This window comes from Mesorhizobium sp. IMUNJ 23232, assembly GCF_044326205.1.
Classification (GTDB): domain Bacteria; phylum Pseudomonadota; class Alphaproteobacteria; order Rhizobiales; family Rhizobiaceae; genus Kumtagia.
In genome coordinates this window covers 57,300-74,059 of record NZ_JBIRCY010000005.1, presented here as the reverse complement: position 1 = coordinate 74,059, position 16,760 = coordinate 57,300, and the positions used below count along the sequence as shown (strand labels likewise).

The following is a 16,760-nucleotide window of genomic DNA, read 5'->3' as shown; positions in this document are numbered from 1 at the left end:
TCGCAGGCTTTATCCGCCCGGCGACGACATGAGCAGATCGAGCCCCAGCCGCTGCGACAGGAACTGCGCCACCAACTGGCCCTTTATGCTGTTGCCTGCTTCATCAAGCGGCGGAGCGAATGTGCCCAGACCTCCCTTGCCGGGCGAGACCGTGACAATCCCGCCACCGATGCCGCTCTTGCCTGGAAGTCCGATCTCGTAGAGCCAATCGCCGGACGTTTCATACAGGCCGGCGGTAAGCATCACGGCCAATGCATAGTGACAGACGTCAGGCTTGACCACCTGTTCGCGCGTGACGGGATTGAAGCCGCCATGCGCCAGCGTCGCACCCATTATGGCAAGATCCTTCGCACTCACATTCAGCGAGCACTGCCGCGTATAGAGTTCCGTGGCCTCGACGGGATCGCAGTAAATACGCCCTATGCTTTCAAGCATCCAGGCAATGCTTCGATTGCGAAAATTCGTGGCCGTCGCCGAGGCGTAGACCTCTTCGTTCACCGACAGTTTCCGGCCGGCGAAACGAGACAGCCCGTCATTTATGAAACGCCACTTCGCCTCTTCATTCTCGCCTGGCACCAGACTGGTTGTGGCGATGGCTCCGGCATTCACCATCGGATTGGTGCGCCCGTCCGGAGTGCGTTCGATGCCGGTGAGCGAATTGAATGCGTAGCCCGTCGCGTTCACGCCGAGCCGCTTGCGCGCGCCGGTCGCACCTATCACATCGCAGACCAGCGCGAAGATGAACGGCTTCGATACGCTCATGATGGTGAATTCATGCTCTGCGTCGCCGACCGAAAAGATGCGGCCGTCCGCGCCCGCCACACAGATACCGAACAGATTGCTCGGAACCCGGGCAAGAGCCGGATAGACTTGGGAATTCTGCCCGAGCGCAACCGATCCGAAACGTTCATGGGCTTCCGTTACCAGCCTTGCGACGCGATCGGATGGCGGAAGGCTCCCGGTCGAGACATAGGCGTTTTCGGCATCGACGAGGGGATCAAGCAGATCCATGCACATCCTCCCTGGCATCCTGCGGTGGATGCAGCCCATGGAAGGTTTCTACTCGTGGATGCGATGCTAGTTCAACAAATCGATATCCGCAACGGGCACTCGACCGCGGAGCCCAGGCAATCTATCCTCCAATCGCCAGTGCGAAAGCAGTTCGATGTGGCACGGAGGTCGATGATGCCGGCACTAGATGGAAGAAGCAGTCTATTAACCAATAAACTCGTCGCAATAGCGCTTGTCATAATCGGCTTTCTGCTAGCGGCATCAGGCTACAGGGCCGACTCGACTGGTTATATGGTGGCCGGCATCGTGCTGCTCGTGGTCGGCATCGTGCTGTTGGTGCTCAAGGTGGCCCGGCGCAATCCGTGACCGATCGTCGTGGCGGCAGCCGAATGACCGCTCTGCCGCTATATCGCGTGCCCCTGCCCTTTACTCCGCCGCCATCGTCTCCATGCTGGCAAACCCCTGCGGCTTGTCGCCGTCCTCGAACGGCGTCGTCACCTCGACGAACTTGTCGGGATAAAACCCGTTGAAGCGCGTCCGGAGCGACAGCGAATAGGCGCCGATATGGCCGATCTCGATCCAGTCGCCGGTGTCGATCGTCTCAGGCAGCCAGAACGGGCGTGACAGGATATCGACGGAATCGCAGGTGGCGCCGCACACCTTGAACGGCACGATGTTCTTCTCGTCGCCATTGCGCGAGCGGATCGCCGGATCGGGGATGAAACGCGCCGGCAGCGTCAGCTTGCCGGTCCATGAATCCGACAGCGACGCCCAGATGCCGTCATTGATATAGAGCCGCCGGCCTTTTCTGAGCAGCACCCGCACTATCAGCGAAAAGGCCCGCGCCACGATAACCCTGCCCGGCTCCGCTACCAGTGGCATCTCGCCAAAGTTCCAGGCGACGATGTCGGCGCGCAGCCGCGACATCAATTGCCCGAGTGCCGGCATGGGCGGCTTCTTCGAAGAAGGATCGTCGCCATATTCCGCCGGGAAACCGCCGCCGACATCCAGCCCCGCCAGCGGGAAACCGACCCTATTGCGCACCCAGTCGGCCGAGGCCAGCGCCCGGTCGTAGGTGTCGGGATCCTCGATCTGGCTGCCGACATGAAAGCAGAGACCGACCTTGTAGCCGGTCTTGTCCAGCCGCTGCGCCAGTTCGACCGCATAAGCCGGCCCGGCCCCGAATTTCTTCGAAAGCTCGTAGGCCGCGGAGCCTTTCGTCTGGATGCGTACGAACACCGTGATCTGGCCGGGGTCGATGTCGAGGGCCCGCACCACCCGCGTCAGCTTGGTGATCTCGTCCTCGTGGTCGACCGAAATCACCCGGATGCCGTATTCCTCCAGCGCCAGCCGGATGTCCGACTGCGCTTTCACCGGATGCATGTAGAGCATCTCTGCATCGGGCGAGACCGCCCGCACCGCCGCGAACTCGCCGGGCGAGGCGACGTCGAAAGCTGTCACCCCCGCCTCCAGCAGCGTCTTCAGCACAAGTTGCTCGCCATTGGTCTTGACCGCATAGGCGGTCTTGCCGGGGAACATGCCCATGAACTGTCTTGCATCCGCCTTCAGCACCTCCGGCCGGAAGCAATAGACCGGATCGTCTGGGCGCAGCGCCAGCGCCGCTTCCTTGGCATTTTCGAATCTTTGCATGGCGGCTCCTCGGGATGGCCGCCGAGTGTTAGCGCGTTTTGGACGCCAGTTGAATGTCGTTTGCGCGTGGCGTTCGGGCCATTCCAGAACGCCGTCTTGGGTCGCCTGTCCTGCCGATGGCGCCGATTCGGGCCTGTTTCTCCAGTCCGCGACCACCCCGCGTCGGGTCAAAACGAGTCCCTCACTTGCGATTTTCTCACAAGCTTATGAAATCGTTGAAAAAAGAGGACTTGATGCGCTCCGCGCCCACTTCTGGCCTCATCGATTCCCTGACATGCACCGGGAAACGGGTGGCGGGGCTTCGGCGGCCTGGATTATATCGCAGCCGTCAAAAGGATGAACAATGTCCACGGTTCGGGCGCAGCCAAGATCGACCACTATGTCATTGAAAAGCTGGGCGATGCTGGTCCTGCTCGGCATCATCTGGGGCGGTTCGTTCTTCTTTGCCCGCATCGCCGTCTCCGAACTCCAGCCACTGACACTGGTGCTGTTCCGCGTCGCCATCGCGGCACTCGCCCTCCAGATCTACCTCGCGGCAACGGGCGTTTCGTTTCGCGCCGCCCTGCCCTATGCGCCCGGCCTCGTGCTGCTCGCCGTGCTCAACAACGTGATCCCCTTTTCGCTGATCTTTGCCGGCCAGACGCAGCTCGGCGCTGGCCTCGCCTCGGTGCTCAACGCGACGACACCATTCTGGACGGTGCTCCTGGCCAGCCACCTGACGACAGACGAAAAACTCTCCTGGAACAAGATGTTGGGCATATTGCTCGGCATCGCCGGCACGGCGGTGATGATCGGCCCCGGCCTGTTTTCCGGCCTCGGCGCACCGACATGGGCGAAACTCGCGCTGATCGGCGCGTCGCTGTCCTATGCCTTCGCCCTGATGGTCGCCAAGCGCCTCAGAAAGATTCCACCCGCCGTCGTCGCCACCGCGCAACTGACCGCATCGACCGTCGTCATGCTCCCGATCGTGTTGATCCTGAACGGCTCCGACGGTCTGTTCGCCTTCAGCGCTCCGGTCTGGGCGGCGGTGCTGTCACTGGCGCTGCTCTCCACCGCCTTCGCCTATCTGCTCTATTTCCGCCTCGTCGCCGAGGCCGGCGCCACCAATGCCTCGCTGGTCACCCTGATCGTGCCGGCCAGCGCGGTCCTGCTCGGCGTGCTGTTCCTCGGCGAAAGGCTGGAGCCGATCGAGATGCTGGGCATGGTCGTCATCGCGCTCGGGCTGGTGACGATCGACGGCAGGCTGCTTGATAGCGCTACCAGGGCGATCGGGCCGAAACCTTCGCCATAATTTTACGAGCCCGGATTGCAAAATCTTTTCAACGGCTAACGACCGATCACGCCAAGGGTTTTCCATAATTCTGCCGCTATGCAGCATGGTTTCCGCTTGTCTGCGGCCCAAACTCCCCTAGACTCCGCCCTCGTACTCTACCTCATGGAGGCATCGTATGGGACTTGCACGGCCAATCAACGCATTGATGATTTGTGCTGCGTTCGCATTTATCGGCGCCCTGATAATGGGGGTTCTTCCTTGACCGCATGAGCTTGGGGGGTGTCAGACGCGCTCTGATACCGAAAAAGACAAAGGCCCGCCGTTCGCCGGCGGGCCTTTTCTTTTGCGGTGATTTGCCGGTCAGGCCGCGGCCGATCCGGGGATCTCGATGGTTTGAGGCGCTTCATGCGCCCTGAGCCCGATCATGTGGCAGATCGCGAAGGCAAGATCCGCCCGGTTCATCGTGTAGAAATGGAATTCTTCCACGCCGCGCTCCATCAGGTCCATCACCTGCTCGGCGGCCACTGCCGAAGCCACCAGCGCATGGGTCTGCGGGTCGTTGTCCAGCCCTTCGAACCGCTCCGCCAGCCAGGCCGGAACATGGGTACCGGCCTTGGCCGAGAAATTCGCCACCTGCCGGAAACTGTGCACGGGTTGGATGCCGGGCACGATCGGGATGTAGATGCCGGCGCGCCGCACCCGCTCGACGTAGCGCTCGTAAAGGTCGTTGTCGAAGAAGAACTGGGTGATCGCGCGGGTCGCGCCATTGTCGACCTTGCGCTTCAGCATCTCGATATCGGTCGCGAAATCAGGGCTTTGCGGATGCTTTTCCGGATAGGCCGCGACCGAAATGTCGAAATCGGCGATAGACTTCAGCCCGGCAACGAGATCGGCGCCGTTCTGGTAGCCGCCCGGATGCGGGCGATAGACGCTACCGACCCCTGTCGCCGGGTCGCCGCGCAACGCCACGAAGCGCCCGATGCCGATGCCCTGGTATTGGCGGATCACCGCATCCACTTCGTCCCTGGTCGCACCGACGCAGGTCAGGTGCGCGGCAGCGGGAATGCTGGCCTCGGTCAGGATGCGCTTGACGGTGCGTGCGGTCCGCTCGCGGGTCGAACCGCCCGCGCCATAGGTGACCGATACGAATTTCGGCCCGAGCGGCGCCAGACGGGTGACCGTCTGCCACAGCCTCTCCTCCATCTCGTCGGTCTTGGGCGGGAAGAACTCGAAGGACACGCGCACCCGGCCACCAATGTCGGGACGTCGCGAAAAACGGAACTGGCTCATCAGACGGCTTCCCTCTGCAGCGCGGGTTGGTCGGCGATCAGGACCCGGCGGTCGCGGCCGAGCCACAGTTTTACGGTCAGCGTCGCCCGCCCGGCGGAACGCGGCTCGAATGCCTTCGTGGCCTCAACATCCAGGCCGGCCTCCGAAAACCATTCGGCGATCTGCTGGTCGGAAAAGCCGAGCCTCAGATGTGCATGCTCGTCGCGCAGGAATTCCAGGGTATGCGGCGCGAAGTCGACGATGACCAGCCGTCCCGACGGCCTGAGCAGCCGCGCCGCCTCGCGGATCGCGGCGCCCGGTTCTTCGAGATAGTGCAAAACCTGGTGCATGGTGATGAGGTCGAAACTGTCACGCTCGACCGGCGGCGCGAACAAGTCGCCCTGCCGCACCTGCGCATGCGACACCCCTGCCCTGTCGAGATTGGCGCGGGCGACGGCCAGCATCTCGCGCGACAGGTCGATGCCGACACCGCGGCGGTAGAGCGGGGCGAACAGTTCCAGCAGCCGGCCGGTACCGGTGCCGAGATCCAGCATCGACTGGAACGGCCGCTTGCCGATGAGTGTCAGCAGAGCGGCTTCCACCGCCTGATCCGGTGCATGCAATGTCCGCAACTGATCCCAGGAAGCGGCATTGCGGTCGAAATAGGCGCTCGCCTTCTCCTGCCGCCGCTGCTTCACCGCATGCAGCCGTTCGAGGTCGCGGTCGACCAGCGCGTCGCGCTCATGCACCCGCGAGACGATGCCGGCGACGAATTCGCGCACGTCCTCGTCGTCGGAGATGCGGAAGAACGCCCAGGACCCCTCCTGGTAGCGCTCGACCAGCCCGGCTTCCATCAGGAGCTTGAGGTGGCGGGAGACGCGCGGCTGCGACTGGTTGAGGATTTCAGTGATGTCGGAAACGGTCAGGTCGCCCCGCGAGATCAGAGCGAGGATGCGCAAGCGGCTGGATTCGGCGGCCGCCTTCAATATATCAACCATCAGGTCCAAGGTAATGCGCATCGGTCGATCACTTGCCAAAAAGACATAAACATATCTTTATGTGAAGAATCGAAACACCGCAACCTTTATGTCGTTCACGGACAAGAAAATGCCGCTTGCCGGTTACGGAGATATGGCCATGTTCGAGATACGCGGCGGCGAGATCGCCCTTCCGGACGACCCGGCTGATCAGGCCGGCGATGCGCATCTGGTCTTCATCGGAACCGTGCGCTCGCCCTGGGTGCTACGCGAGAACTGCCCGAAGAACATGCGCGAGGCGCGTGAGCGTGGCGAGGCCGCCACCGTCGAGATCGCGCCTGCCTTCCGGGAGGGGCTTCAAGGCCTGTCCGCCGCGAGCCATGTCGTGCTGCTCACCTGGCTGCATCACGCGCCGCGGAATCTGATTGTGCAGAAACCGCGCCATGCCACTGATTCGAAAGGCGTCTTCGCCCTGCGCTCACCCGCGCGGCCGAACCCGGTCGGAGTGCATGTGACGCGACTGCTGGGCGTCGATATCGCTGCCGGCGTGCTCACGCTGGAAGGCATCGACGTGCTGGACGAGACGCCGGTCATCGACGTGAAACCCTATTTCGCATCGACCGACGCCTTTCCGGACGCGACCTACGCCAAGAGCCGTCCCGTAGCCGATCCGGACGAGGGCTGATGTCGACGAACCGTCAGCGAGCCATCGCCAAGGCATTGACGGCGCTGCTGCCGCTGGCGCCTTTTGCCGATGCGGAAAAAATCAGGACGGATGCCGGCGCAAAGCATTTGAGGACCATGCCGCCGACAATTGCTGTCTGGCTGGCCACGGTGGCGCATGTCCGCCACGCGCACACCGACTACGAGGCGCTGCTGGAGGACGATTACGACCGCGATTCCGCCCGCTTCTTCGTCGTCGACCAGATCAACGCCGTGCTGACGCGCTGGCGCGCCACGAGGCTGCTCGATCCGGACGATGAGGATATGTGATCGTGAAGAGGCTGTAACGTCAACCGCACCCGACCTTCGCTTCGCTCCGCTGCCCTGATCCGATTCGGCTCAAAGCGCGCTCATCCTTCCTGAAACCGCAGCCCGTCGACAATCAGACCGAGCAGGCGCTTGCCGCGCGCGGCCGAGTCCTCACGGTTGAGGCTGGCCGAGATAGTGGCGGCCACCGCCATCAGCACGTCCTCGGGATCGATGCCGCGGCGCACGGCGCCGGCCTCCGCCGCCGCCTCAAGCAGCGACGACAGCGCGCCGGCCGCCTGCACCCGCGATTGAGAAAACACCTCGGCGTCGGAATTCAGCGCCGACTTCATGGCGTCGGCAAAACCATATTTCACCGCCATCAGCGCCGCATAATGCTCCAGCCAGGTCGTCAGTGCTTCCAGCGGCGGCAGCTCACGCGCCAATATGTCGGCCTCCGCCTTCAGCCGCGCTACCTCGTTGCGGTAAAGCCCGGCAAGCAGCGCGTCGCGGTTCGGAAAATGCCGATAGAGCGTGCCAATGCCGACGCCGGCGCGCTCGGCGACGGCGGCCAGCGAGAGTTCCCCAGCCTTCTCGGCGACCAGCGCCGAGGTCGCATCCAGCAGTCTCTCACGGTTTCGTGCCGCATCGGCGCGCGGCGGCTTTCGCTTTTCGGGCGATTTCAAAAAACTTCTCCCGCGACCTCTGGTAAAACGGAGGAGGCTCCGTATATTTCCGAAACGGAGGTCACTCCGCTTATCTATGGCCGCCCGCGCCCGCGGGCAAGAGGCCGCTATTCGCCCCACGGGGCAGGAAGGCAAACAATCATGGCAAGCAAGGTTTGGTTCATCACAGGATCATCCAAGGGTTTTGGCAAGGTGTGGGCGGAAGCCGCGCTGGCGCGCGGCGATTCCGTCGCCGCTACCGCCCGCGATCCAAAAACGCTCTCCGATCTGGTCGAAAAATACGGCGACCGCGTCGCGGCACTGAAACTCGACGTCACCGACAAAGCCGAGGCCGGCGCGGCGATAGCAGAGGCCCATAAGCGCTTCGGCCGTCTCGACGTGGTCATCAACAATGCCGGCTATGGCCAGTTCGGCGCCATCGAGGAAATCAGCGAGGAGGATGCCCGCACCCAGATCGAGACCAATGTGTTCGGCGCATTGTGGGTGACGCAGGCAGCACTTCCGATCATGCGCGCCCAGAAATCCGGACACATCATCCAGATATCCTCGATCGGCGGCGTCAATGCCTTCCCCAATATCGGCATGTATCATGCTTCCAAATGGGCGCTCGAAGGTTTCAGCCAGGCGCTCGGCCTCGAGGTGGCCGAGTTCGGCATCCACGTGACGCTGGTCGAACCGGCCGGCTTCGCGACCGACTGGAGCGGCCCATCGGCCAAACGCGCGACGCCCAATCCCGTCTATGATTCCGCCCGCGCCCGCATGCTCGAGCGCCGCGCGAATGTCGTCCCGGGCGACCCGGAAGCCACCGGCAGAGCCATGTTGGCGCTGGTCGACGCAGCGGAACCGCCGCTCCGCGTCTTCTTCGGCGATGTCGGCCTGCCGATGATCCGCCAGGAATACGCCAGTCGCCTGGCGCTCTGGGAAAAGTGGGATTTTATTGCCGACATGGCGCAGGGCGAGAAGAAGAACCGCAAGGGCTGAGGCCCTCGCCGGCCCGTCGGTCAGGCGGGCCGGTAGATCCATTGCTCCGGGACGCGGGCGGAAACCTCCTCATCTATCGTCAGCGTTCCGGGCTTTTCCACCCAGGCGACGAGGCCGCGCAGGCGCTTCGCCGCCTTGGGAAAGAGCAGCGAGCCCGCCTCCTCGTCCGCCATGCCCGCCCGCATCGCCACCTGCTTGCCGGCATAGCGGCACGGGCCGTTCTGCGCGTCCACTTTGACGGTGACGCCACCCTTGAAGAACAGCAGCGTGCCTGATGGCAGCATCGACAGATGCGGGATGCCATCGAGCAGGATGTTGGCGCCGATCCATTCGGGACGGACTTCCGCAAGCCCCATGCGCTCGGCAACCAGCGTCAGCTCATCCGGCGCGACGATCGACAGTTGCCGTTCGTTGCGCATCTCGGTGCCGCGCGGATACCAGGGCTCGCGGCTGCCGGAGCGGCGCGTCGGGCCACGGTGAAAATCGCCGGGAATGCCGTCGAAGCCGAGCGTCAGCCCATCGACTGCCGCAGTTTCGAAATGATCCGCCGCCGCGAGATAAAGACCGGCAACGCGGCCGGTAAGCTTCTTTGCCGGGACGATGTTGAAACCGGCTTCGCGGGTGGGCGGGATCGGCAGGTCGAGCATAAGCACTCCTTCGCTTTGCGCAATCTGCCCACGGCGGTAGGCGGCGTCCAGCCAAAAAGCCTGATCGGTCAATCAAGGCGGTAAATGGGGAGCTTGCTTTGAGACCCCCTAACGGCCAACCCTACATCATCCTGAGCAGCGCGCCGCCGATCGAATATCCCGCCCCGAAGGCGCAGAGCAGGCCCCAGTCGCCACGCTCCATGTCCTCGTGGTTTTCCTTCAGCGCGACCACCGCGCCGGCGGCGGCGGTGTTGCCCAGCCGGTCCAGCACCATCGGGGCGCGGTCGCGGCCGACATCGTGGCCGAAGGAGAGCTTTAAAATCATGGCGTTCATGCGGGCGTTGGCCTGGTGCAGCCAGAAACGTCTGATGTCGTCTGGCGTCAGCCCGTGCTCAGCCAAAAAGTCGACGATGAAGCGGTGGCCGGCGACGGTGACTTCCTTAAACACCTTGTTGCCGACCTGCTTGATCAGATTGCCTTCCGTGGGAATGGCCGAAGTGTCGTCCAGCCCATCGCGCAGCAGGAAGCCGAAATTGGTGCGGATGTTGTTGGAGAATTGCGTCCAGCCGCGCGTGTCGACCACCTCGAAGCGACCGGGCCTCGGCTCGTCGCCCATCCGCTCGACGATCATGGCGGTGGAGGCATCACCGAAGATGAAATGCGTCTGGCGGTCACGGAAATCGAGATGGCCGGTGATGATCTCCGGCGTTACCACCAGCACGCGGCGCTGCGCCCCTGCCCTGACCAGATTGGCGGCGACGTGCAGGCCGGCGGCGGCCGAGGAGCAGCCGAGCCCCATGTCGAAGCCGGCGCCGGGCGCGCCGATCGCCTGCTGTATCTCGATGGCGATCGCCGGATAGGGCCGCTGGTGGTGCGAGGCCGCGCAGATGACGAGGTCGATGTCTGCCCCGGTCAGCCCGGCATGGTCGAGCGCCCGCAGGGCGGACCCGACGCCGAACTCGGCCATGACGGACAGTTCGTCGTCGGCGCGCGGCGGAATGCGCGGCGCCATGCGGTCGGGGTCGAGGATGCCGTCCAGCGTATGCACATGCCGTGTCTTCACGCCGGAGGCATAGGCAATAAATTCCTCGGCCGATTTTTGCAGCGGCGGTTTTTCGGTACCCTCGCGCCGCGCGTTCTCGGCGTCGACATAGGTGTTGAAGCTTGCGACCAGCTCTTCGTTGGTGATGGCAGCCTCGGGGATCAGCACCCCGATCCCGCTGATCATGACGCGATGCATGCTTGTTATGACTTCCGTGACTTCCGCGCGACCGGCTTGCGCCCCCGGCCCGGCTCACCCGCCCCGGCGGCGTCACATTGCGCCGCACCCGTTTACGCTGAATTAATCGCGCCGCAAAGGCCGGCTCATCATGCCCGCTGCGCGACGATGAACAATCTCGGGAAGCGCAACAGCACGCGGCCGTCGGCGCGCGGTGGGTAAGCCTCGGCGATGCCAGCCGAATAGGCCGCAAGGAATTTTTCCTGCTCGTCCGCGCCGAGCGGGTCGAGGAACGGTTTCAGCCCGGTCGAACTCACCCAGTCGACGATTGCCTTCGCATCGGCCAGCGGGTGGTTGTAGGCGATGTGCCAGACGTCGACCAGCGCAGCATGCGGCGCCAGCAGGTCGTAGTAGAAGCCGACGGGCGGCAGCGGCGGGCGCGCCGCGTTTGCTAGCTTGGCGGCGAAGGGCATGGCCGCCGCCGTCTCCCGCATCAGTTGGTGCGAGGGTTCTGACACATTGTCGGGCATCTGGATCGCCATCACGCCGCCGGGCGCGAGCAGGCCGAAAAGGCGTGGCAGCAGCGTTTCATGGCCGGGCAGCCATTGCAGGACGGCATTGGCGAACAGCACGTCGACCGGCGCATCCGGCGTCCAGGGGGCGATGTCGGCCAGCGAAAAGTCGAGCCCCGGCAGGCGTTTGCGCGCCTTGTCGATCATGTCGGGCGAGGAATCGATGCCACTGACCCTTGCCTGCGGCCACCGAGCCGCCAGCAATTCGGTCGAATTGCCCGGCCCGCAGCCGATGTCGACGACGCGGCGCGGATTTTCGAGCGGGACTTGCGCCAACAGGTCGCGCGCCGGCCGCGTCCGCTCGTTCTCGAACTGCAGGTATTTTTGCGCGGACCAGTCTTTCGTCGTCTTCTGCATCGTACGAGCCGGGGGAAAGCAATTGTTCGCGGAGGCCATTGCCGGGCAGTTTGCATTCAAATCGACCGACGCCACAAGCGCTGTCGTCGCCACACAGCGGAAATCCGCCGTGGCTCTTGCCCTTCCGGTGTTGCGTCGCGCGAGGGCGCCGTCACGACGTGTCGGGGCGCGGCTGATCCAGCGCGTCCAAGGCCAGCGCATGGCAGTGCGCCAAGATATCGTCGATCTCGCGAATGTTCTTGCTACGCCGGGCGATGGGATCGTAGGGCGACAGCCGGCCGCCCGGCGGCCGGCCGGACCATAGCGGCCGTGTCCGCTGGAACCGGACCGTGCCGCGCGCCGTCCTGCCGCGCACAATTACAGCGCTGCCGATTTGCCTCATTTCCGCAACTGCCGCATCGCAACGCGCCTTCCAGCGGGCGAAGCGTTTGGCCTGTTTTGGCAGGTCGTCGAGGGCCGCACCCAGCGCGGCGAGCCGCAACGACAGACGCGCCGCATCGATCGGGTCGTCACGCGATGGCGGGGGCGGTGGCAGCGGCAGCGGAGCCGGCTCGCTGAAGCCGGGAACCCAGATGCGCGGCATGGCGTGCGCCGGCACATACTTGCGGCGGATGCGGAACGGATATTTCGGCGGATCGAACAGCGGCAGGCTCATTGTGCGGGGCCTGGCGGCGCGCAGCGCTGCGGCTTTCTTCGCCGCGGCGGCGCGCCTGAGATCGTCATTCGACACGGTGACGGCGAGGCCGAGGCGGCGCATGGCGGCCGCCGTGTCCACGGGCTTCGGTTTTCGCGGGCGCACCGGCGGCAAGGCCACCACGATGCCGCGCGCCGCCGCGATGATGAGGCGCCGGGCGGCGGATTCGGCCGGGCGCAGCAACCGCAAGATGGCGCGGTAGAGATGACGGGGCAGAGTTGACGCCCCGCCGGCCATCTCGGCCATGCCGACAAGCATTGCCAGGATACGCTTCAGCGCTTCCCGGTTCTTCTCGATCGCCAAACTTCCGTCCATCAACTCCCCCGCTGCCTCCTCCAGACAGGGCCAGCATTCAGTATGGAACATATAGGGAACAAATACAAGCACCCTAAGAAAATAATCCTTGACGATGACGGGAAGGCGAGGCTGCCATCGCCACCTGCACAACACATTGAAAAGGTTTCATTTTTCGAGAGGCCACGGCCTGCATCATGGCCTTCCCAGCCTGGGCGCAAGGCCGGTCGAAAACAATGTCATGCCTGTAAAGCCGAGCAGAAACAGATAGTTGGCGGCAACCCGATTGGATTTTTGCGTAACAAGCATGACCAAGCGGCCGCAAAAAGTCCTCACAAAAATCCTCAAAAGACCGACGCTTGCCATTCCGGCATCGGCCGGAGTTTCACCCTATGATCCGCGGACAACATGGAATTGCATGAGCCGGGCAATCCGCCGGTGAAGCTGTCTCGCGCCGGCTTTATTCCGGCGCCTTGTCGCGGGCTTCGCGCACAATCGCCGCCACATCCCGGTAGATCTCGTCCAGCCGGTCGTCCAAGGCGTCCAACTGCTCGGTGGTCAGTCCAAACACTTCGTGGCAAGCGCCCCGGACCTTCTGGTCGGCGACGCCCTCAAGAATCAGGTCGAGCGCATCCACCCTGTAACGCGCCCGCTCCAAAACCTCCTTCGCTTCAATCAGTTTGGTGCGGATGTCGTCCAGCCGGTCGATGTTTTCCATGGGAATGGCCTCTATCGCAGAAGGCTGGAAGGATATCGAACTTGAGGGAGATTGGTAACGTTTTCGCCAATTCGCGAACGGCTGGCACTCTCATCCCGTGGGGGATTATAGCCGTTTCAAATGGATTCCTTCGGACAGCCCCTTCGAATCGTGCAATCTTGACTTAAAGGGTTTGTTCTGTTTTTGTTCATCATGTAAGGGGATTTGCCGTGAACGCCGAAGCGATGAATGCCGCCATCGACTTGGCGAAGCGAACTGGTGGGAAGCGCTTTCACACGGTGCTCGCCGATCCCCCGTGGCGCTTTACCAATCGAACTGGAAAGGTGGCTCCGGAGCATCGCAGGCTCTCGCGCTACGAGACGATGACCACGGATGACATTTGCGAATTGCCGGTCGCCGACCTCACATGGCAGCCTGCTCATCTCTATCTGTGGGTGCCGAACGCGCTGCTGCCCGACGGCCTTCGAGTCATGAAAGCCTGGGGTTTCGAATACAAGGCAAATATCGTCTGGCACAAGGTTCGCAAGGACGGCGGGTCGGATGGACGGGGCGTCGGCTTCTACTTTCGCAACGTCACTGAACTTTTGCTGTTCGGCACGCGTGGGAAAAACGCGCGAACGGAAGCGCCGGGACGAAGCCAAGTCAACTATATGTCGTCGCGCAAGCGCGAGCACTCGCGCAAACCGGACGAACAATACGAGCTAATCGAAAGCTGCTCGAAGGGTCCATATCTGGAACTGTTCGCACGCGGAACGCGGCCGGGCTGGACCTACTGGGGCAATCAGGCTGACGAGGATTATAAGCCGACATGGAAAACGTATGCTTACAATTCGGCGGCGGAGGCGGCTGAGTAACGGCTAGAAAGTCACAGCCCCAGACGGAATTCCAATAAGAACCAGCGGGCAAGGATTGCCCACACCACGCAGAACTCTGTCTTGGAGTTTCCGCCAGTGGGTCGTGGCCTCACCGAATTTATCGCTGACGAACGCATCGACCCATGACTGCCGTAAATCGCCAGTCCTTTCGGCCCGTTCAAGAATCATTTTGCGCTGGCGGCGTGTCGGCGTGTAGCCCCGAGCGTCAAGTTGATCGAGATCATTGAGTTCTGCTTCATCGGCGAAACGTTTTAAGAGTCCTCGCATATCTCGCTGAAGGCTCTCGCCACGAGTAATGATTCCGCCTACCGAAACAGCACCCTCGGCATGTAGTCGTTTGAAGCTCTCAAGGTCGCGGTCGAAGAATGGATCCTTGTTATTCCATTCGATTTCGAGCGCAAAGATCGACTCCTCCACTCCGAAGCCTTTAACGTGGTCAATTTCATGAGACAGCGCGGCGACCTCCCGCTCGGGCTGATCGTCACCCCATTTCACAAGCTTACGCACCTGAATATTGCGCTTGCGCCAGCCGCGCTCGGCAAGACCTCGGCGAAGCCGTTGCGTCAAACCGGCTTCTCCGCCTCCTCCCGCAACGATCTCGGCAATTGGAATATTCAGTTCAAGTAAAGACTGCTCGATCTCCGCCTCGGCAAGGGCCATGTCGCGCGAAATGATCGCCTCGGCATGATGAAGCGCGAGTATGTCGAAGCCTCGCTCTCGCAGCCGATCGAACATCGGGCTGCCCTTACCGCGTCAACCTCTTGTGCGTCATGCGGTGAGGCACGAGCGCCTCCGGTCCCAGGCGGCGGGCCTTGTCCTTTTCGTATTCCTCGAAATTGCCCTCGAACCACTCGACATGGGCGTCGCCCTCGAAGGCCAGCATGTGGGTGGCCATGCGGTCCAAAAACATGCGGTCGTGGCTGATGATGACGGCGCAGCCGGCGTAGTTTTCCAGAGCGTCTTCCAGCGCGCCCAGCGTTTCGGTGTCGAGGTCGTTGGTCGGCTCGTCGAGCAGCAGCACGTTGCCGCCGTTCTTCAGCATCTTTGCCAGGTGCACGCGGTTGCGCTGGCCGCCCGAGAGGTTGCCGACCTTCTGCTGCTGGTCGCCGCCGCGGAAATTGAAGGACGAGCAATAGGCGCGTGAGTTGACCTCGTGCTTGCCGAGTTTGATGACCTCGGCGCCGCCCGAGATTTCCTCCCAGACCGTCTTGGTCGGGTCAAGCGCATCGCGGCTCTGGTCGACGTAACCGAGTTTTACCGTCTCGCCGACGCGGATCGAGCCGTCGTCCGGCTTTTCCTGGCCGGTGATCATCTTGAACAGCGTGGTCTTGCCGGCGCCGTTGGGGCCGATGACGCCGACGATGCCGCCGGGCGGCAGCTTGAACGACAGGTTCTCGATCAAAAGTTCCTCGCCAAAACCCTTGTCAATGTCGGCGACCTCGATGACCACGTTGCCGAGCCGCTCTCCGGCCGGGATGACGATCTGCGTGTCGGTCGGCCGGCGCTTGTCGGCCTGCTCGACCAGATCCTCATAGGCTTTGATGCGCGCCTTGGACTTGGTCTGGCGGGCCTTCGGCGAGGAGGCGATCCACTCGCGCTCGCGCCAGATCGCCTTCTGGCGGGCGTCGTCCTCGCGGCCCTCCTGGATCAGGCGTTTTGCCTTGGCGTCGAGATATTTGGTGTAGTTGCCCTCGTAGGGGATGCCACGGCCGCGGTCGAGCTCCAGAATCCAGCCGGTGACGTTGTCGAGGAAGTAGCGGTCGTGGGTGATGATCAGCACCGAGCCGGGATAATCGCGCAGGTGCTTTTCCAGCCACTGCGTGGTCTCGGCGTCGAGGTGGTTGGTCGGCTCGTCGAGCAGCAGCAGGTCGGGCTGCTCCAGCAGCAGGCGGCAGAGCGCGACGCGGCGGCGCTCGCCGCCGGAGAGGTTGGTCACCTCGGAATCGCCGGGCGGGCACTGCAGCGCCTCCATGGCCATCTCAACCTGCTGCTCGAGATCCCACAGGTTGAGGCGGTCCATCTCGTCCTGCAGTTTCGCGGACTCGTCGGCCGTCTCGTCGGAATAGTTCATCATCAGCTCATTGTAGCGCTCGATGATGGCGGTCTTCTTCTTGACCCCCTCCATGACGTTCTCGAACACGGTCTTGTCGGGGTCGAGCTGCGGCTCCTGCGCGAGGTAGCCGACGGTGGCGCCGTCGGCCAGCCACGCCTCGCCGGAATATTCCTTGTCCAGCCCGGCCATGATCTTGAGGATGGTCGACTTGCCCGAGCCGTTGGGGCCGAGAATGCCGATCTTTGCGTCGGGGTAGAAGGACAGGTGGATGTTCTCCAGCACCTTCTTGGTGCCGTAGGCCTTGGAGAGGCCCGACATGTGATAGATGAACTGGCGTGCCACGCGCGCAATATCCTTGGACGGGTTTCGGAGGGTCGCGCGCTATGTAGGCGAAGCGGCGCCAAACGGCAATGTCCAAGTGGCGGCGATTCGAGCGCCGGCAGACCCGCGCGGCAACGCCGCACGGACGGCCTGAACTGAAACGCTGGGTTGATAATCGGCACGCAAATGTTGCA

The 16,760-nt window shown here is 63.1% G+C and carries 18 protein-coding genes; 6 read left to right on the top strand and 12 right to left on the bottom strand.

The features are described 5' to 3' along the window. Positions 1-9: 9 nt before the first annotated feature. A complete protein-coding gene (gene glsA, locus ACH196_RS05185) occupies positions 10-1,011 on the bottom strand; it encodes a glutaminase A (RefSeq protein WP_396645516.1) in 1,002 nt (333 codons plus the stop codon). Between the two features lie 174 nt (positions 1,012-1,185). On the opposite strand from glsA, the gene ACH196_RS05180 reads away from it, so the two are divergent. Beyond that, entirely contained in the window at positions 1,186-1,377 is a 192-nt protein-coding gene (locus ACH196_RS05180) for a hypothetical protein (protein WP_396645514.1), read from the top strand. A 60-nt stretch (positions 1,378-1,437) separates the two neighbouring features. Here the strand turns inward: ACH196_RS05180 and ACH196_RS05175 are convergent, their stop codons facing one another. After that, on the bottom strand, positions 1,438-2,661 hold the full coding sequence (locus ACH196_RS05175; protein ID WP_396645512.1) for an alanine racemase: 1,224 nt from the start codon (positions 2,659-2,661) through the stop codon (positions 1,438-1,440). 343 nt (positions 2,662-3,004) lie between these two features. On the opposite strand from ACH196_RS05175, the gene ACH196_RS05170 reads away from it, so the two are divergent. After that, a complete protein-coding gene (locus ACH196_RS05170; protein WP_396645510.1) occupies positions 3,005-3,952 on the top strand; it encodes a DMT family transporter in 948 nt (315 codons plus the stop codon). A gap of 342 nt (positions 3,953-4,294) precedes the next feature. Here the strand turns inward: ACH196_RS05170 and metF are convergent, their stop codons facing one another. Both metF and ACH196_RS05160 read right to left on the bottom strand, forming a co-directional pair. After that, on the bottom strand, positions 4,295-5,224 hold the full coding sequence (gene metF / locus ACH196_RS05165; RefSeq protein WP_396645508.1) for a methylenetetrahydrofolate reductase [NAD(P)H]: 930 nt from the start codon (positions 5,222-5,224) through the stop codon (positions 4,295-4,297). Next, entirely contained in the window at positions 5,224-6,222 is a 999-nt protein-coding gene (locus ACH196_RS05160) for an ArsR/SmtB family transcription factor (RefSeq protein WP_396645506.1), read from the bottom strand. The genes metF and ACH196_RS05160 overlap by 1 nt, the downstream gene beginning before the upstream one ends. Positions 6,223-6,340: 118 nt before the next feature. Between ACH196_RS05160 and tsaA the strand changes: the two genes are divergently transcribed. Beyond that, the gene (gene tsaA / locus ACH196_RS05155) at positions 6,341-6,865 is read left to right on the top strand and encodes a tRNA (N6-threonylcarbamoyladenosine(37)-N6)-methyltransferase TrmO (RefSeq protein WP_396645504.1); all 525 of its coding nucleotides are present in this window, start codon (positions 6,341-6,343) and stop codon (positions 6,863-6,865) included. Beyond that, positions 6,865-7,173, top strand: a complete 309-nt coding sequence (locus ACH196_RS05150; RefSeq protein WP_396645502.1) for a DUF2293 domain-containing protein — start codon at positions 6,865-6,867, stop codon at positions 7,171-7,173. Before tsaA ends, ACH196_RS05150 begins: the two co-directional genes overlap by 1 nt. Before the next feature lie 80 nt (positions 7,174-7,253). On the opposite strand, the gene ACH196_RS05145 is transcribed toward ACH196_RS05150, so the two are convergent. Continuing rightward, on the bottom strand, positions 7,254-7,835 hold the full coding sequence (locus tag ACH196_RS05145; RefSeq protein ID WP_396645500.1) for a TetR/AcrR family transcriptional regulator: 582 nt from the start codon (positions 7,833-7,835) through the stop codon (positions 7,254-7,256). A gap of 141 nt (positions 7,836-7,976) precedes the next feature. On the opposite strand from ACH196_RS05145, the gene ACH196_RS05140 reads away from it, so the two are divergent. Continuing rightward, complete coding sequence (locus ACH196_RS05140) at positions 7,977-8,816, top strand: SDR family oxidoreductase (RefSeq protein WP_396645498.1); 840 nt, start codon at positions 7,977-7,979, stop codon at positions 8,814-8,816. 20 nt (positions 8,817-8,836) lie between these two features. Here the strand turns inward: ACH196_RS05140 and ACH196_RS05135 are convergent, their stop codons facing one another. From ACH196_RS05135 to ACH196_RS05115, 5 genes are all read right to left on the bottom strand, one after another. Next, positions 8,837-9,463, bottom strand: a complete 627-nt coding sequence (locus ACH196_RS05135) for an MOSC domain-containing protein (protein WP_396645496.1) — start codon at positions 9,461-9,463, stop codon at positions 8,837-8,839. A gap of 121 nt (positions 9,464-9,584) precedes the next feature. Beyond that, on the bottom strand, positions 9,585-10,703 hold the full coding sequence (locus tag ACH196_RS05130) for a beta-ketoacyl-ACP synthase III (RefSeq protein WP_396645495.1): 1,119 nt from the start codon (positions 10,701-10,703) through the stop codon (positions 9,585-9,587). A 128-nt stretch (positions 10,704-10,831) separates the two neighbouring features. After that, a complete protein-coding gene (gene tam, locus ACH196_RS05125) occupies positions 10,832-11,611 on the bottom strand; it encodes a trans-aconitate 2-methyltransferase (RefSeq protein WP_396645493.1) in 780 nt (259 codons plus the stop codon). Positions 11,612-11,762: 151 nt separating this feature from the next. After that, the gene (locus ACH196_RS05120; protein ID WP_396645491.1) at positions 11,763-12,620 is read right to left on the bottom strand and encodes a hypothetical protein; all 858 of its coding nucleotides are present in this window, start codon (positions 12,618-12,620) and stop codon (positions 11,763-11,765) included. Between the two features lie 439 nt (positions 12,621-13,059). Then, complete coding sequence (locus ACH196_RS05115) at positions 13,060-13,317, bottom strand: hypothetical protein (RefSeq protein ID WP_396645490.1); 258 nt, start codon at positions 13,315-13,317, stop codon at positions 13,060-13,062. A 209-nt stretch (positions 13,318-13,526) separates the two neighbouring features. Between ACH196_RS05115 and ACH196_RS05110 the strand changes: the two genes are divergently transcribed. After that, positions 13,527-14,171: an MT-A70 family methyltransferase gene (locus tag ACH196_RS05110; protein WP_396645488.1), complete on the top strand. Its 645-nt coding sequence runs from the start codon at positions 13,527-13,529 to the stop codon at positions 14,169-14,171. A gap of 3 nt (positions 14,172-14,174) precedes the next feature. Here ACH196_RS05110 and ACH196_RS05105 read toward each other — a convergent pair whose 3' ends face one another. Both ACH196_RS05105 and ettA read right to left on the bottom strand, forming a co-directional pair. After that, the gene (locus tag ACH196_RS05105; RefSeq protein ID WP_396645487.1) at positions 14,175-14,927 is read right to left on the bottom strand and encodes a BglII/BstYI family type II restriction endonuclease; all 753 of its coding nucleotides are present in this window, start codon (positions 14,925-14,927) and stop codon (positions 14,175-14,177) included. Positions 14,928-14,937: 10 nt separating this feature from the next. Then, complete coding sequence (gene ettA, locus ACH196_RS05100; RefSeq protein ID WP_396645485.1) at positions 14,938-16,587, bottom strand: energy-dependent translational throttle protein EttA; 1,650 nt, start codon at positions 16,585-16,587, stop codon at positions 14,938-14,940. Positions 16,588-16,760: the final 173 nt, after the last annotated feature.

Coding starts and splice junctions, on each gene's coding strand:
- ACH196_RS05140 (WP_396645498.1), top strand. CDS start 7,977: ATGGCAAGCAAGGTTTGGTTCATCACAGGATCATCCAAGGGTTTTGGC.
- metF (WP_396645508.1), bottom strand. CDS start 5,224: ATGAGCCAGTTCCGTTTTTCGCGACGTCCCGACATTGGTGGCCGGGTG.
- glsA (WP_396645516.1), bottom strand. CDS start 1,011: ATGGATCTGCTTGATCCCCTCGTCGATGCCGAAAACGCCTATGTCTCG.
- tam (WP_396645493.1), bottom strand. CDS start 11,611: ATGCAGAAGACGACGAAAGACTGGTCCGCGCAAAAATACCTGCAGTTC.
- ACH196_RS05180 (WP_396645514.1), top strand. CDS start 1,186: ATGCCGGCACTAGATGGAAGAAGCAGTCTATTAACCAATAAACTCGTC.
- ACH196_RS05115 (WP_396645490.1), bottom strand. CDS start 13,317: ATGGAAAACATCGACCGGCTGGACGACATCCGCACCAAACTGATTGAA.
- tsaA (WP_396645504.1), top strand. CDS start 6,341: ATGTTCGAGATACGCGGCGGCGAGATCGCCCTTCCGGACGACCCGGCT.
- ACH196_RS05105 (WP_396645487.1), bottom strand. CDS start 14,927: ATGTTCGATCGGCTGCGAGAGCGAGGCTTCGACATACTCGCGCTTCAT.
- ACH196_RS05120 (WP_396645491.1), bottom strand. CDS start 12,620: ATGGACGGAAGTTTGGCGATCGAGAAGAACCGGGAAGCGCTGAAGCGT.
- ACH196_RS05170 (WP_396645510.1), top strand. CDS start 3,005: ATGTCCACGGTTCGGGCGCAGCCAAGATCGACCACTATGTCATTGAAA.
- ACH196_RS05135 (WP_396645496.1), bottom strand. CDS start 9,463: ATGCTCGACCTGCCGATCCCGCCCACCCGCGAAGCCGGTTTCAACATC.
- ACH196_RS05160 (WP_396645506.1), bottom strand. CDS start 6,222: ATGCGCATTACCTTGGACCTGATGGTTGATATATTGAAGGCGGCCGCC.
- ACH196_RS05175 (WP_396645512.1), bottom strand. CDS start 2,661: ATGCAAAGATTCGAAAATGCCAAGGAAGCGGCGCTGGCGCTGCGCCCA.
- ACH196_RS05130 (WP_396645495.1), bottom strand. CDS start 10,703: ATGCATCGCGTCATGATCAGCGGGATCGGGGTGCTGATCCCCGAGGCT.
- ACH196_RS05150 (WP_396645502.1), top strand. CDS start 6,865: ATGTCGACGAACCGTCAGCGAGCCATCGCCAAGGCATTGACGGCGCTG.